Source organism: Gluconacetobacter liquefaciens (assembly GCF_003350405.1).
Taxonomy (GTDB): Bacteria; Pseudomonadota; Alphaproteobacteria; order Acetobacterales; family Acetobacteraceae; genus Gluconacetobacter; species Gluconacetobacter liquefaciens.
The window spans coordinates 213,175-227,735 of sequence record NZ_QQAW01000004.1 but is presented as its reverse complement, the minus strand read 5'-3'; the positions used below and the strand labels follow the sequence as shown (position 1 = coordinate 227,735).

Annotated in this window: 12 protein-coding genes and 2 pseudogenes; 8 read left to right on the top strand and 6 right to left on the bottom strand. The window is 66.2% G+C overall.

The window, feature by feature from the left end; translation table 11 throughout:
• Positions 1-61: 61 nt before the first annotated feature.
• Genes C7453_RS09360 through nagA form a run of 3 tightly spaced genes read left to right on the top strand, consistent with a single transcriptional unit; the run spans position 62 to position 3,767 of the window.
• Positions 62-1,366, top strand: a complete 1,305-nt coding sequence (locus tag C7453_RS09360; RefSeq protein ID WP_114727363.1) for a class II D-tagatose-bisphosphate aldolase, non-catalytic subunit — start codon at positions 62-64, stop codon at positions 1,364-1,366.
• Positions 1,363-2,652 carry a glucose/galactose MFS transporter gene (gene gluP / locus C7453_RS09355; RefSeq protein WP_114727274.1) on the top strand — a complete coding sequence of 430 codons (1,290 nt, stop codon included), beginning with the start codon at positions 1,363-1,365 and terminating at the stop codon, positions 2,650-2,652. Before C7453_RS09360 ends, gluP begins: the two co-directional genes overlap by 4 nt.
• On the top strand, positions 2,649-3,767 hold the full coding sequence (gene nagA, locus C7453_RS09350) for an N-acetylglucosamine-6-phosphate deacetylase (protein WP_114727273.1): 1,119 nt from the start codon (positions 2,649-2,651) through the stop codon (positions 3,765-3,767). Before gluP ends, nagA begins: the two co-directional genes overlap by 4 nt.
• 39 nt (positions 3,768-3,806) lie before the next feature.
• Here the strand turns inward: nagA and C7453_RS09345 are convergent, their stop codons facing one another.
• Together C7453_RS09345 and C7453_RS09340 are read right to left on the bottom strand one after the other, a co-directional pair.
• Positions 3,807-4,016 carry a toxin-antitoxin system HicB family antitoxin gene (locus C7453_RS09345; protein WP_114727272.1) on the bottom strand — a complete coding sequence of 70 codons (210 nt, stop codon included), beginning with the start codon at positions 4,014-4,016 and terminating at the stop codon, positions 3,807-3,809.
• The gene (locus C7453_RS09340) at positions 4,013-4,948 is read right to left on the bottom strand and encodes an SPFH domain-containing protein (protein ID WP_114727271.1); all 936 of its coding nucleotides are present in this window, start codon (positions 4,946-4,948) and stop codon (positions 4,013-4,015) included. The genes C7453_RS09345 and C7453_RS09340 overlap by 4 nt, the downstream gene beginning before the upstream one ends.
• Positions 4,949-5,071: 123 nt before the next feature.
• Here C7453_RS09340 and C7453_RS09335 point away from each other — a divergent pair, with 123 nt between their 5' ends.
• From C7453_RS09335 to C7453_RS09315, 5 genes and pseudogenes are all read left to right on the top strand, one after another.
• Positions 5,072-5,242, top strand: a complete 171-nt coding sequence (locus C7453_RS09335; protein WP_170143175.1) for a hypothetical protein — start codon at positions 5,072-5,074, stop codon at positions 5,240-5,242.
• A gap of 1 nt (position 5,243) precedes the next feature.
• Positions 5,244-6,836 (top strand): APC family permease, encoded by a 1,593-nt coding sequence (locus tag C7453_RS09330; RefSeq protein ID WP_114727269.1) that lies wholly within the window; start codon positions 5,244-5,246, stop codon positions 6,834-6,836.
• Positions 6,837-6,863: 27 nt separating this feature from the next.
• Positions 6,864-7,556 (top strand): IclR family transcriptional regulator, encoded by a 693-nt coding sequence (locus C7453_RS09325; RefSeq protein ID WP_114727268.1) that lies wholly within the window; start codon positions 6,864-6,866, stop codon positions 7,554-7,556.
• A gap of 149 nt (positions 7,557-7,705) precedes the next feature.
• Positions 7,706-8,100: pseudogene (locus C7453_RS09320) on the top strand (GlcG/HbpS family heme-binding protein).
• 39 nt (positions 8,101-8,139) lie between these two features.
• Positions 8,140-9,347 (top strand): annotated as a pseudogene (locus C7453_RS09315) (MFS transporter).
• A gap of 18 nt (positions 9,348-9,365) precedes the next feature.
• Here the strand turns inward: C7453_RS09315 and C7453_RS09310 are convergent.
• From C7453_RS09310 to C7453_RS09295, 4 genes are all read right to left on the bottom strand, one after another.
• Positions 9,366-9,881, bottom strand: coding sequence for a DUF1697 domain-containing protein (locus tag C7453_RS09310; RefSeq protein WP_114727267.1), 516 nt, complete (start codon positions 9,879-9,881; stop codon positions 9,366-9,368).
• Between the two features lie 13 nt (positions 9,882-9,894).
• The gene (locus tag C7453_RS09305) at positions 9,895-11,106 is read right to left on the bottom strand and encodes an MFS transporter (RefSeq protein WP_114727266.1); all 1,212 of its coding nucleotides are present in this window, start codon (positions 11,104-11,106) and stop codon (positions 9,895-9,897) included.
• A 254-nt stretch (positions 11,107-11,360) separates the two neighbouring features.
• The gene (ade, locus tag C7453_RS09300; RefSeq protein ID WP_114727265.1) at positions 11,361-13,070 is read right to left on the bottom strand and encodes an adenine deaminase; all 1,710 of its coding nucleotides are present in this window, start codon (positions 13,068-13,070) and stop codon (positions 11,361-11,363) included.
• Between the two features lie 34 nt (positions 13,071-13,104).
• On the bottom strand, positions 13,105-14,436 hold the full coding sequence (locus C7453_RS09295; protein WP_114727264.1) for an MFS transporter: 1,332 nt from the start codon (positions 14,434-14,436) through the stop codon (positions 13,105-13,107).
• Positions 14,437-14,561 lie beyond the last annotated feature (125 nt).

Below are 14,561 nucleotides of genomic sequence, written 5' to 3'. Positions count from 1 at the left end.
AGGCGTGCCGGCAATGCATGTTCGCTCCGATTCCGAACTCGTGGTCCAAAGGGAATACGTGATGTCCTTGGCTTTGTTCCGTGCTCTGGTTGCGCAGGCGCATGATCCGTCGGTGCCGCCTGCGGCCCGGGTTGGGCTGGCGTCGGTCTGTTCGGCGCATCCGCTGGTGCTGGAGGCCGCACTCGCGCGTGCCGGGCGCGCCGGACGCCCGGTTCTGATCGAGGCGACCTGCAACCAGGTCAACCAGGAGGGCGGGTATACCGGCATGACGCCGGCAGATTTCCGCGACATGGTCTGGCGCATTGCGGAGCAGGCCGGATGTCCGCGCGACCTGATCCTGCTGGGAGGAGACCATCTTGGCCCCAATCCCTGGAAGGCGTTGCCAGCGGATGAGGCGATGCGACGGGCTGAGACGATGATTGCGGCCTATGCCGAGGCCGGTTTCGTCAAGCTGCATCTGGATGCCAGCATGGGCTGTCGGGGTGAGGCCGCCGCGTTGCCCGATGACGTCGTGGCGGGCCGCGCCTGCGCCCTGGCGGCGCGTGCTGAGGCGGTGGCCCCGGGACAGGCGGTGTATGTCGTGGGAACCGAAGTTCCGGTTCCTGGCGGCGTGAGCGGGGGATCGGATCATCTGGCCCATCTGGTCCCGACCGCGCCGGAGGCCGCCCTGCGGACCCTGGCGGCGCATGAGGCGGCGTTCCGCCCCGTGTTAGGGGATGACGTCTGGTCGCGGGTGATCGCGCTGGTCGTGCAGCCGGGTGTGGAATTCGATGCTCAGGAGGTGGTCGTCTATCGCCGTGAACCCGCCCAACCCCTGGCTGGTGTGCTTGCGAAGATGCCCGGCTGGGTGTTCGAGGCGCATTCGACCGACTATCAGCCGGAGTGCGCATTGCGGGCGCTGGTCGAGGACGGGTTCGCGCTGCTGAAGGTGGGACCGGGCCTGACGTTAGCGTTGCGCGAAGCGCTGTACGCGCTCGACGCCCTGCGCGAGGTGTTGTACCCGGGTGGCAAGAGCCTGCGCGAAACGATGGAGCAGGTCATGACCGACGCACCCGGCCATTGGACCGGCCATTACGCGGGATCGGCTGCGCAACAGAGGATGTTGCGCCATTACGGCTATAGTGACCGGATCCGCTATTACTGGTCGTTTCCCGATGTCGAGGCGGCGGTGGGGCGGCTGTTCGCCGACCTGGAGGAGAGCGGCCTGCCGGATGTGCTGCTGCGCCAGTTTCTGCCGGCGGTCGGCGCGGGCGTGCGCTCCGGCGCGATTGCGCGCACACCCCGGGCCATCGTCCTGGCTGCGATCGACCTCGTGCTGGAGGATTATACGCGGGCCTGTGTGCCGCCCGGGCTTCATGGCTCATGACGCGCCGCCTGTCCGGGACGGATGGGCCGGCCGGCGATTTCGGCTGGGCACCGCTGGCGATCATCGCCGGACTGTTTTTTGTGATCGGCTTCGTCACCTGGCTGAACGGCCCGCTGATCTCGTTCGTGCAGGTCGCATTCTCGCTTGACGATGTCAGCGCATTTTTTGTTCCGCTGGTCTTCTACCTGTCCTATTTTCTGTTCGCGCTGCCGTCGTCGGTGATTGCGCGGCGGATGGGGCTGAAGCGCGGACTGGCGCTGGCTCTCCTGGTCATGGCTGTGGGGACGGCGTTCTTCGGTCAATGCGTCGCCGGCCGCTGGTATGCCGGCGCGCTGGCGGGGCTGCTGGTGCTGGGCGCGGGGCTGGCGCTGTTGCAGGTAACGGTGAATCCTTATGTCAGCCTGCTGGGGCCGCCACCGCGGGCCGCCCAGCGTATCGCCATCATGGGAATCTGTAACAAATTCGCAGGTATCCTGGCGCCGGTCGCGCTGGCCATGCTGGTCATGCGCGATATCGGCGGCGTGGCGCAGAGCGCGCGGACGGCCGCGGACCCGGCGATGCGCGAGGCGATCCTGGCCGGTTTCATGCGGGCGATCTACTGGCCCTATATGGGTATGGCGGCGGTCCTGGTGGCGATGTCGGCCGCGATTGTCCTGTCGTCGTTGCCTGACCTGGATGCGCCGTCGTCGCGTGAGCAGGATGCTGCGTGGAAGGCACATATTCTTCGTCCGCACCTGCTGGTGGGGATCGGGGCGATGTTCCTGTATATCGGCGTCGAAGTCATGGCGGGGGATGCGATAGGCACCTATGGACGGGGGCTGGGGTTGCCGCTTGAGCAGACCCGTTTCCTCACCGCGCTGACCCTCGCGGCGATGATGCTGGGCTATGTGGCCGGGTTGCTGGCGGTGCCGCGCCTGCTCTCGCAGGAACGCTGCATGGAACTGTCCTGCCTGGTGGGCTGCGTGCTGACCGTTCTGGCCTGGGCCACGCACGGGTATGTCTCGGTAGTGTGCGTGGCGTTGCTCGGGTTGAGTAACGCGATGATCATGCCTGCGCTGTTTCCGATCGCCATCCGGGGGGCGGGGGCCTCTACGCCGCTGGCCTCGGCGTTGCTGGTCATGGCGTTCTGCGGGGGTGCGATCATGCCGCAGCTTTATGTCTGGCTGAAGCCGATAATCGGTTTCCAGCGTATGTTCGCGATGCTGATGCTGCCGTCCTATTTTGCCATTCTGCTCTATGGCCGGTACTTCGGACGTGAACGACCGCCGATAGCGGAGGAAAGATGAGTTCGTTGCCAGTTCTGGAAGGCCGGATCGTGCTGCCTCAGCGGATCATGCCGGGGCGCATCGTCTTTGACGGGCAGATCCGCGAGATTGCGCCATGCCCGGAGGCGGCGCGACACTACATCCTGCCGGGTTTTATCGATTGCCATGTTCATGGCGGCGATGGTGCGGATACGATGGATGGGGTGGCGGCGATCGGGCGGCTGTCGCGTTTTCATCTGACGCATGGCACCACGACGATCCTGCCGACCACCATCACCCGGCCCTGGTCCGACGTGATGGACGCGCTGCGCGCGATTGCCGAGGTGCGTCGGGCTGGGGTGCCGGACGGGCCTGACATTCATGGTGCGCATCTGGAAGGGCCGTTCGTCAGCCCCCACAAGCTGGGTGCGCAGCCGCCCTTTGCCGTGCCCCCCCACCCGGACCTTGTGCGGGAGGTGCTGGAGACCGGCATTGTGCGCGTGGTGACCCTGGCGCCGGAACTGGAGCATGCCGAGAGGGCCATGCAGATTTTCGCCGGCGCCGGGGTGCGGGTCAGCCTGGGCCACATGACGGCCGATTACGCGCAGACCGAGCAGGCGATCTGCACGATCTGCGCCGCCGGCGGTACGGTGGGGGCGACGCATCTGTTCAACGCCATGGCGCCGATCGAGGGACGCCGCCCTGGCCCCGCGACCGCGTTGATGTGCAGCGATGCGGCTTATGCCGAAATGATCCTGGACACGCATCACGTCCATCCCGCCACCTTTCGCATGGCCGCGCGCCTGATGGACGGGCGTCTGCTGCTGGTGACCGACGCGATGCGCGGCACCGGCCTGCCGGACGGGCCGAGCCAACTGGGTGGCCAGGACGTGATGATCCGCGACGGGGTGGTGCGGCTGCCGGGTGGATCGCTGGCGGGCAGCGTGCTGACCCTGGATGTGGCCCTGCGCAATGCGGTGGAGAGTGGCGGCGTGGCGCTGCCGCGTGCCGCCGACCTGGTCAGTGGCGCGCCCGCCCGTTATCTGGGCCTGCATGATCGGGGCGTTCTGGCTGTGGGACGCCGCGCCGATTTCGTCGTGATGGACGAGCAATTGCGGGTTCGGCAGGTGTGGGTTGCCGGACGCCAGGTGTGCTGAGGGCCTGCTCTGGCGATGCGGGCCGGCTCCGGGGCGTGGTCAGGGCGGGTCGCTGTCGGAGGGCTCGGCGACGCGGATGCCGCGCCGGGTCAGGGCTTCGCGCAGCAGGATTTCCATCTGCGCGTTGACGCTGCGCAAGTCGGCATCGGCGCTGCGCCTGATGGCCGCGAGCAGGGCCGGATCGAGGCGGAGCGCGAAGGCCGCCTTGTCCGGCCCGCGCGGCCTTCCCCTGCGGCTTTCGCCGGTCACGAATACAGCGTGCCCGTGTTGACGACCGGTGTGACATCACGGTCGCCGACCAGCACGACCAGCAGATTGGAAATCATCGCCGCCTTGCGTTCGGCGTCCAGGACGCCGCCCAGGCGATCTTCGAGTTCGTTCAGGGCCTGTTCGACGATCGCCACGGCGCCGGAAGTGATCGTCCGCCTTGCGGCGATGACGGCGCTCGCCGCCTGTTTGCGCAGCATGGTCGCGGCGATTTCGGGCGAGTAGGCCAGGTGCGACAGACGGGCCTCCTGCACGATCAGGCCAGCCAGTTCCATCCGGTCGCGCAGGTCGGCGGCCAGGGTGGCGGTCAGCCGGTCTCCGCCGTCGCGCAGGGACAGCACGGCGCCTTCCTGGCGGAGCGGTCCGTCCGCCTGCCGTTCGGCCAGGGCGTGCCGATATTCCTCTTCGTCATAGGGGTGGCGGCTGGCCAGGCTGCGCAGGGCGGTTTCGCCCTGGGCGGTGACATAAGCCTGATAATTTTCCACGTCGAAGACCGCGCGGGACGCCTGGGCCACGCGCCACGTCAGCACCATGCCGATCTCGACCGGATTGCCCGCCGCGTCATTGACCTTCAGGGGGCCGATTTCCTGCGTCACGAGCCGGCGGGTGACCCGCTTGCGCAGGGCGAACGGGTTGACCAGCCAGAAGCCGTCCTGGCTCAGGGTTCCCGAATATTTACCCAGGAATGTCAGCACCGCCGACTCATTGGGTTGCAGGGTGATGAACGCACGCAGCAGGAGCAGGATCGCGCCACCGCACAGGCCCGCGCCGATGATGTGGGTCGTGGCTGCGCTGTCCGAGGCGTCTGCCTGGATGGAGAGCAGGCTGATGGCGCCGGCCAGAGCCAGAAGCGGAATGGCGCCGATGCCGACGAAACCCGAAATCGCCCGTGCCTTGATTTCAGCCGTACCCATTCTTGCTGCTCCCTTTTTTCTTATTTTATATATTTATGATATCAAAAAATAAGCAATGAAAAAATATGCGAAGAGCGGGTTTTTTTGCTGATTCAGACGGTGAGGGGTGGCGGGATGGCCCGGATGACCGGGGCCGGGCACGATCTCGGTCGTGGTGCCGCCTGCGCGGTCGCGGTGGCGCGCGTGATGCGTGCGGGCTGGATGGGGGCTGTTGCATCCGGGCGCGGAACGAGGTTGGTTGGGCGGATCGCGGGCGATTCGCTCGCCTGTTCCCTCGTTTCGGAGTTTGCCTGACGTGTCGTCCCGCCTGAATCGTGCCCTTGGACCCTGGCAACTGATGTTCACCGGGCTGAGCGCCATGATCGGGTCGGGGTGGTTGTTCGGTGCCGAACGGGCGGCCTCCACCGCCGGGCCGGCCGCCATTCTGGCCTGGTTGCTGGGGGCATTCATCGCCCTGGTGATTGCCGCGATGGCGACCGAACTGGGCGGCATGTTTCCGGTGGCGGGCGGTATGGTCCGTTATGCCAACCTGACCCATGGACCGCTGGTCGGCTTCATGGCTGCCGGGGCGAACTGGCTTTCGATCGTCAGCGTCGTGCCGGTCGAGGCCGAGGCTTCGGTGCAGTATATGAGTTCCTGGCCGTTTCCCTGGGCGCAGGGCATGTATCATGACGGGGTGCTGTCGCCGAGCGGACTGGCCGCCGCCGCCGTGCTGGTGGTGGTCTATTTCCTGCTCAATTTCTGGGGCGTGCGGTTCTTTGCCCGGTTCAATTCCGCGATTACGGTCTTCAAGCTGATCGTGCCGGCGACGACGGCGGTGCTGCTGATGGCCAGCAGTTTCCATGCCGGCAACCTGAGCGGCGCGGAGACGGGGGGCTTCATGCCCTATGGCCTGTCGGGCGTGCTGACGGCGGTGGCGACCTCGGGCATCGTCTTTGCGTTCAACGGGTTTCAGAGCCCGCTGAACCTGGCGGGCGAGGCGCGGAATCCGGGACGGAGCATTCCTTTTGCCGTGATCGGGTCGGTGGCGACGGCGACCGTGATCTATCTGCTGCTGCAATGCGCCTATCTGGGCGCGGTGCGGCCGGGTGCCGGGGGATGGGCGGGATTGTCCTTTTCCTCGCCGTTCGCGCAGCTTGCGATCGCCTTCAACCTCAACTGGGTGGCGATGCTGCTGTATTTCGATGCCTTTCTTGCACCAAGCGGGGCGGGGGCGACGCATCTGGCCTCCAGCACGCGGATGACGCTGGGCATGCAGCGTAACGGCACGCTGCCCGACCTGCTGGGGGCGATCCATCCGGACTATGGCGTGCCGCGCCCGGCGCTGTGGTTCAATCTTGGTGCGGCCTATATCTTTCTGTTCTGCTTTCGTGGCTGGGGCATTCTTGCCGCGGTGATTTCGGTCTGTACCGTGATTTCGTATCTGATGCTGCCGATCTCGGCGCTGGCGCTGCGGCACACGCTGGCGGATCGTCCGCGCCCGGTGCGGGTGCCGGTGATGCGCGTGACCGGGGCGCTGGCCTTCATGTTCTCGTCGCTGCTGCTGTATTGGGCGCGCTGGCCGCTGAGCGGGTACATCATCCTGCTGATGCTGCTGCTTCTGCCGCTTTATCTGTGGTGTCGCCGGCAGGATAGCTGGGCGCAGCATCGCGCGGCGGCCCGGCATGCCGTCTGGTTCATGGTCTATCTGCCGACGATCGCGGCCCTGTCCTATGCCGGCAGCCCGCAATTCGGCGGGCATGGCTGGATTGCCTATGGCTGGGACCTGATCGTGGTGGCGGTGGTTTCGCTGCTGTTCTGCGTATGGGGCGTGCGCAGTGCCGTGCCCGTGCCTGACCTGTCGCTGATGGACGAAGAGGATGATGGACTGCCGGATATCGGGCACTGAGCCAGCAGCCTTCCCGCGGGGGCGGCCGTGATCCAGTCGGTCGAGCGGGCGGCCGCGATCCTGGAAATCATCGCCCAGGAAGGTGGGCGGGCGCATCTGCGCACGATTCACGAGCAGATGGGGATCGGCAAGACGACCGCCCACAATATTCTGAAAACGCTTGAACGCCTGGGCTATGTGCAGCGTGTCCCGGGAGACATGCGCTATCATCTGGGAAGCCGGATCCTGAATATCGCGCGCATGGCAGGGAATGATGCCATGTTGCGCGATCGGCTGCGGCCGGTCCTTGAAGAGATTGCGCGGGCCTGCGAGGCGACGGTGCTGCTGGCGGTGCCGAGCGGGGACGAGGTGGCGTATCTCGACCTGATCGAAACGCCGGCCTGGAGCCTGAATGGTGCCGGGTTCGGGCAGCGTGACAGGCTGGAAGGATCGGCGCTGGGCCTGGTGTTTCTCGCGTTTTTTCCGGGTGTCGAGAAGAGGATGGCCCTGTCGCAGGGCCGGACCCTGAGTGCCGCGTTTCTCTCGCAGATCGAACAGGTGCGGGCCAGGGGATATGCGCTCGACCTTGAAGCCTCCCGCATCGGATGGAACTGCCTGGCCGTGCCGTGGCGGGATAACGGCCTGGTGCAGGCGGGCATCAGCATTACCGGGCCGGCTGACAGGCTGCCCCGGCGGCGGCTGATCGAATTGAGCTGGACGATGATGACGCTGGCCGCCTGACGATTTGGGCCGCCCTCACACTGTGGTGGCGGTGCAGAAGTTCAACGATATTGAACAAATTCGGAATTGCGGGATACGGCCATTCCCTGTCCGCTTGTCTGGATTAGAGTGCGGCACGCTTTCCTGACAGCATCAGAGGTCGTTCTTTCATGCAGCTTTCATCTGCCACCCACATGCTCGCCGCAGCCCATGCGGAGGCGGAGCGGCTGGGCGTCGTTGTGTGTGTGTCCATCGTGGATGCGGCGGGGTACCCGGTTGTCTTCCTGCGCATGGATGGACTTGCGCTGGGGTGTATCGACGTCTGCCACAAGAAGGCCAGGACCGCCGCGCTGTTTCATATGGACAGCGCGGCGTTTGCCCAGGTCGCGTGCCCGGGGGCGGGGCCTATTCCCTGGAACTGACCAATGGCGGACTGACCAGCTTTGGTGGCGGCCTGGCCATACGGGACAAGGACGGGGTCGTGATCGGGGGTATCGGCGTCTCTGGCGCCAGGACGGAAGACGATATCGCCATCGGCCGCGTGGCCCTGGCTGCCTTTTCGTAAATTATCGCAGAATCCTGGACTGATCCGATGTCGACAGAGATGATTCCCGACGGGCACGGTATTGCCCGAGTCCCTCCGCCGCATGGCGCGGCGCTTGCCTTTCTGACGCTGACATTCGGCACATTCGTGGTGGGCACGGGTGAGTTTGCGATCATGGGGATGCTGCCCAGTTTGCGGCGTCGCTTCATGTGTCGGCAGCCGAGGCCGGCTATGCCATCACGGCCTATGCGCTGGGGGTGGTGGTGGGGGCGCCGCTCTTTACCATTCTGGGCGCGCGCCTTTCACGCCGGGAGCTTCTGCTGGCGCTGTTCGTGTTCTTCTGTTGCGGGAATTTTCTGAGCGTCATGATGCCGACGCCGGCACTGGTCGATGTGGCCCGCTTCATCACCGGCTTGCCGCATGGTGCGTTGTTCGGGATTTCGGCGCTGATCGGTGCTTCGATGGTCGATCGTTCGCGGCGGGGCTGGGCGGTTGGCCGGGTGCTGTCGGGGATTGCGATCGCCACGCTGATCGGGGCGCCGTTCTCGACTTTCGCTGCCGATCATCTCGGGTGGCGGATTGCCTATGCCGTGATCGGGTTGGCGGGAGCCGTGACCCTGCTGGGTGTGTGGCGGTATATTCCGGCCGATAAACCCGACCGCGCCGTGACGCCGCTGGGGGAGTTGCGGGGGCTGGCCAACGCGCAGGTGCTGCTGACCCTGCTGACGGCGGCCATCGGTTTCGGCGGCATGTTCACGCTATATACCTTCCTGACCAGCATCCTGAATAACGTGACCCATGTGCCGGAATGGATGGCCATGGCCTATATGGTGCTGTGGGGCGCGGGCATGCTGGCGGGCGCGAATGTCGGGGCCTGGATTGTCGATCGCAACCTGAATGCGGCGGTGCTTATCGCACTGGTGGGCAGTATCGGGACCATGCTGGTTCTGCCTTACGTCCTGCATAGTCGCATCGGGTTGATGGCGGATGTCTTTCTGGTGCCGACCTTCTTCAATGCGCTGGGGCCGGCATTGCAGACGAGGTTGATGGATTTCGCCGGTGAGGCGCAGACCCTGGCTGCGTCGCTCAATCATTCTGCGTTCAACATCGCGAACGCGCTGGGTGCCGTACTGGGGAGCGTTCTGCTGGCGCATCAGTTCGGCTACGGCGCTCTTGGCATGGGTGGGGCGCTGCTGTCTGTTGGTGGATTGCTGGTCTATCTGCTGGCGCTGTTTGCCCTGAGGGTGGGTAACGCCCAATCCGCCTGAGAGGCTGGTTGCTGCCTTTTACCTCAGGGCGGCAGCCATTTCAGCGAGTCTGGCGACCGTATTCATGTTGCGCGCGGTTCCGGCCTTTTCGCTGGGGAGGCGCAGGCGGGTCTTCGCCATGCCGTTGGGGTAGAAGACGAATAATTCGCGTTGTCCCAGGCGGACCTGTTCGCCCTGCGCGCCGGTGGCGCCTGCCATCGGGTCGGTCGGCAGGGGAGCATCGACGAACAGGGCCATGACGCGGTTGCCCGGCTGGTCGGGGAACGGATTTCGGGCCACGATCGCCGCGATTTCGGATGCGGTCCGGACGATGACGCCCACGCGCTTGCCGCAATGCGTATGGAGCCGGTCTTCGAGCGCCGTACGGACCTGTTCTTCGGTTTCGTCGCTGTGGAAGACGACGTTGCCGCTGGCGATATAGGTTTGCACCCGCGAGAACCCGGCGGCCGCGCAGAGTGTGGCCAGACTTGTCATCGGCAGTTTGCCGGTGCCGCCGACATTGACCGCGCGCAGCAGGGCGACATAGGCCGTCATGTGATCTCCCCTTTCAGGACCGGGCCACCCGGTGTAGCCATGCGGCGGCGGCCAGTGCGCCGGCCAGCAGCAGCAGCGTGAAACCGGCGACCCCGTTCCATCCCAGGCCCGCCCACCACCAGCCGCCGATCGAGCCGGCGATGCTGGAGCCGAGATAATAGGCCAGCAGGTAGAGGGACGTTGCATGCCCCCGGTCGATGCGCGCCAGGCGCCCTACCCAGCCGCTGGCCACCGCGTGGGCGGTGAAGAAGCCGATCGTCAGGAACACGATGCCGAGGAAGACGCAGGGCAGGGCATGTGGCAGGGTCAGCATGATCCCGGTGCCCATGATCAGGATGCCGGCCGTGAGCACGCGCCCGCGCCCCATACGGTCGGACAGCGCGCCGGCCGCCGACGAGGACAGGATGCCGAACACATAGACCGAAAAGAGCAGGCCCAGCCGGGTCTGGTCCAGATTGTAGGGCGGGGCCATCAACCGGTAGCCGGCATAGTTGAAGATGGTGACGAAACTGCCCATGACCGTGAAGCCGATGGCGTAGAGGGCCGGTAGCGCCGGGTCCCGCAGGTGGCGTGCCCAGGAGGCGAGATGATGGCGCGCGTTCAGTCCCGGTCGGCGGACGAAATTGCGCGAGGGGGGCAGCAACGCCAGGAAGCCGAGGGCGGCGAGTAGGCCGGCAGCGCCGATGATGGTCATGGCGGCGCGCCAGGAGAGCGCATCGGTCAGGATGCCCGTGCCCACGCGGCCGATCATGCCGCCGAATGCGGTACCAGCGACGTACAGGCCCATTGCCAGATCCAGTTCGCGCGGGTGGATCTCCTCGGCCAGGTAGGTCATCGCCACGGCGGGTACGCCGCCCAGCACGAAGCCCTCGGCCAGGCGGGCCACCAGCAGGGCCGGCCAGACCGGTGCCCATGCCGCGGCGATGTTCAGCACGGCTGACAGCATCATGGACAGGGCCATGATGTCGCGCCGGCCGAGGCGTTCGGACAGGGCGGCGGCGAGCAGGATAGCGACGGCGAGGGCGCTGGTGGACAGGGAGAGCGACAGCGAACTGCTGGCCGCGCCGATGCCGAACCGGCTGGAGAAGACCGGTAGCAGCGGCTGCACGCAGTAGAGCAGCGAGAAGGTCGCGAAGCCCGCCAGGAACAGAGCCAGCCCGGCGCGGCGATAGGCCGGGCTGGCGCGGGTGATGAACGTGCCGGCATCCGCCGGAGCAAGGGGCATGAGGGCGTCCGATCGAGGGGTTTGGAACTGGTCGTCGGAGGCTGTTTGAAAAATGCCGGTGCTGGCAAGCCCTGTACGCGTCTTTCCGCGCCGTGGCAGGGTGGCGGCGGGGGGCGTTACGCAATGGGAACTACAGGTTCTGGCCGCGTCTTTTCCCGTATCGAGCGATGTTGGAGCCGTGCCGTCCCTGCTGTGTCATCGCGGCCGGCGGGGGATTCAATTTCGTGCGAGCCGTGCGATTGCGGGGGCCTCGGTCAGCCGATTACGGTCATTCGGCTGACATCGACCAGCCCGTGATCGGTGATCTTCAGGTGTGGCACGACCGGCAGGGGCAGGAAGGCCAGTTGCAGGAATGGCTCTTCCAGCGTCACGCCCATCTCGCGCGTTGCGGCGCGCAGGATTTCCAGTTGCGCGCGCACGGTTTCGAACGGTGCGTCGCTCATCAGGCCGGCGATCGGCAGGTTGAGTTCGGCGCGGACCGCGCCGCCCTCGACGATGACGAAGCCGCCGCCGGTTTCGGCCAGCCGGTTGACCGCCGCCGCCATGTCCGAATCATCGACGCCGACGACGCAGATATTATGGGCGTCATGGCCGACCGATGAGGCCAGGGCGCCGCTACGCAGGCCGAAACCCTGCACGAAGCCGCGGCCGATATTGCCGTTCAGCCCGTGTCGCGCCACGACCGCGACCTTGGCGATGTCGCGCCCGATGTCGGGCAGGACGCGGCCTTCGGTCTCGGACAGGTCTTCGGTCAGGAAGGTGGTGATGATCTGGCCGGGGACGATACCCATGACCGGACGGCCGGCGCCGCTGCCGGGCACCGTGAAATCTTCCGCCGTGACCGGCCGGTTGAGGATGATGCTGTTGCGGCCGGGGGCCGGGATCGGCTGGCGCTCGTCCAGTGCCGGCCCGATGGGGCGGCCGCCGGCGAGCACATCGGAGACCGTGCAGCGTTCCAGATCGTCCAGGAAGACGATGTCGGCGCGTTTGCCGGGCGCCAGCATGCCGCGATCGGTCAGCCCGAAGGCGCGCGCCGCCGTGAGGCTGGCGGCGCGATAGGCGGCCAGTGGTGGCACGCCGCGCGCGATGGCGCTGCGGATCAGGAAGTCGATATGGCCTTCATGCGCGATTTCCAACGGGTTGCGGTCGTCGGTGCAGAAAGCCAGGAAGGGGGAGGTTTCGACCGTCAGCAGCGGGGCGAGCGCCGCCAGGTCCTTGCAGACCGATCCTTCGCGGATCAGGACCGTCATGCCCTTGCGGATCTTCTCCAGTGCCTCGTCGGCGCGGGTGGCCTCGTGGTCGGTGGAGATGCCGCCCGACAGGTAGCCGTTCAGCTTCTTGCCGCCCATCAGCGGGGCGTGGCCGTCGATATGGCGGCCCGCGAAGGCGGCCAGCTTGTCCATGCAGTCGGGGGCGCCGGACAGCACGCCGGGCATGTTCATGAATTCCGCCAGGCCGATGACCTTGGGGTGATTCATCAGCGGGGTCAGGTCGTCCGCCATCAGGACGGCGCCGGAGGTTTCGACCGGCGAGGACGGCACGCAGCTCGACAGGTTGACCCGCAGGTCCATGACCATGCGGGTCGCGGCGTCGAGGAAATAGCGCAGGGCCGGGACGCCCAGGACGTTGGCCATTTCGTGCGGGTCGCAGATGGCGGTGGTGACGCCGTGGGGCAGCACGCAGCGCTCGAATTCGAACGGCGTGACCAGCGACGATTCGACATGCAGATGGGTGTCGATGAAGCCGGGAACGACGATGCGGCCGCGTCCGTCGATGACGTTGGGGCCGTCGTACCGGTCCAGCGTGCCGACGATGGTATCGCCGCAGATTGCGATATCGGTCTCGATGAGCGCGCCGGTTACCAGATCGAACAGCCGGACGTCCCGGATGACCAGATCCGGTGCTTCGGCGCCACTGCCCTGACGAATGCGGCGGGCGATCAGGTCGGGAGAGATGCTTGCCATGTCGTTCTTAAGCACGAACAGGCAGTGGCGTCCATTATATCTGCCTGGCGCCTTGCCCGACGCGGGGAGATAACGGTGCGTGCGCGCGTGTGACGTCGGGCATGGCCCATAGGGCAATGCCGCCCATCAGGGCCATGACGATGACGTACAGGGCCGGCGCGGTGGGGTTGTGCCCGACCAGTGCAGAGACGCAGGCCGGCGTCAGGCCGCCGAAGACCGCGTAAGACAGGTTGTATGAGAAAGAGAGGCCGGAAAAGCGGATTGCCGGAGGGAAGGCCCGCACCATCGCGATCGGCACCAGGCTGACATAACCTGCGCCGATGCCGGCCAGGCCGGCGAATGCCATGAACCATGAGGGATGCGCGGGCGCGACCGCATACAGACCCCAGGCACCGGCGATGAGCAGTGCGATCACCGGGGGGATTACGCCGTGCAGGCCCCAGCGGTCGGTCGCTGCCCCGATCGCCACGGAAGCGATGGTGATGCTCAGCGTGGCGATCAGGCTGGCGCGCATGGTGCTGGCGGGGGAGAAGCCGTGCAGGCTTTGCAGCAGAGCCGGCATCATCAGCAGCAGGACGACGATCGCGGCGGTCAGCGTCCAGGTGCCGATGACAGAAAGGACGATCGCCCGGCGGCTGGCACGCAGCACCGTCAGCAATGGCGCCTGACGCGCCAGCGCATCGTTGGCCTGCATTTCGGCGAAGACGGGGGTTTCGTGCAGCCAGCGGCGCAGGCGCATGGCGACCAGCCCGAATATGCCGCCCAGGATGAACGGCAGGCGCCACCCCCAATCGGTGATCGCGGCGGCTGACAGGGCCGCGTTCAGGCCCAGCGCGACCAGAGAGCCGATCAGCATGCCGGCTGTGAGGCCGCCGGTGAGCAGGCCGCAGGCCAGGCCCGTATGCCGGGCGCTGGCATGTTCGACGACGAAGACCCAGCCGCCCGGTGCCTCCCCGCCCATGGCGGCCCCCTGGGCCATGCGCAGCACCAGCAGCACCAGCGGTGCGCCTATGCCCAGCGTGTCGAAACCGGGGAGCAGGCCGATCAGCAGGGTGGGGGCTGCCATCAGCAGCACGCTGAAGGCGAACATTTTCTTGCGCCCGTGGAGGTCGCCGAAATGCGCCATGATTACCCCGCCCAGCGGCCGTGCCAGATAGCCGGCGCCGAAGAGGCCGAAGGTCTCGGTCTGGCGCAGCCAGTCGGGCTGGCTGGCGGGGAAGAAATGCTGGGCGATGATCTTCGCGAAATAGGCGAAGATGACGAAATCATAGAATTCCAGCGCGCCGCCCAGTGCGGCGAGCACCAGTGTACGCAGGTCTTTCCATGACAGGCTGGCGGTGTGGGACGGGGCTGGGGACAGGGGCATCGGGGGGCTTGGTTCGGTAGGGGGTGATTTGATCTGTCTGACACGGCCCGCGTTCTTAATGCTTTGTCAAGGGCCGGGCTTGCGCATGATTCGGCAAATAATGTCTTGCGTTTCGGTTATGCAGA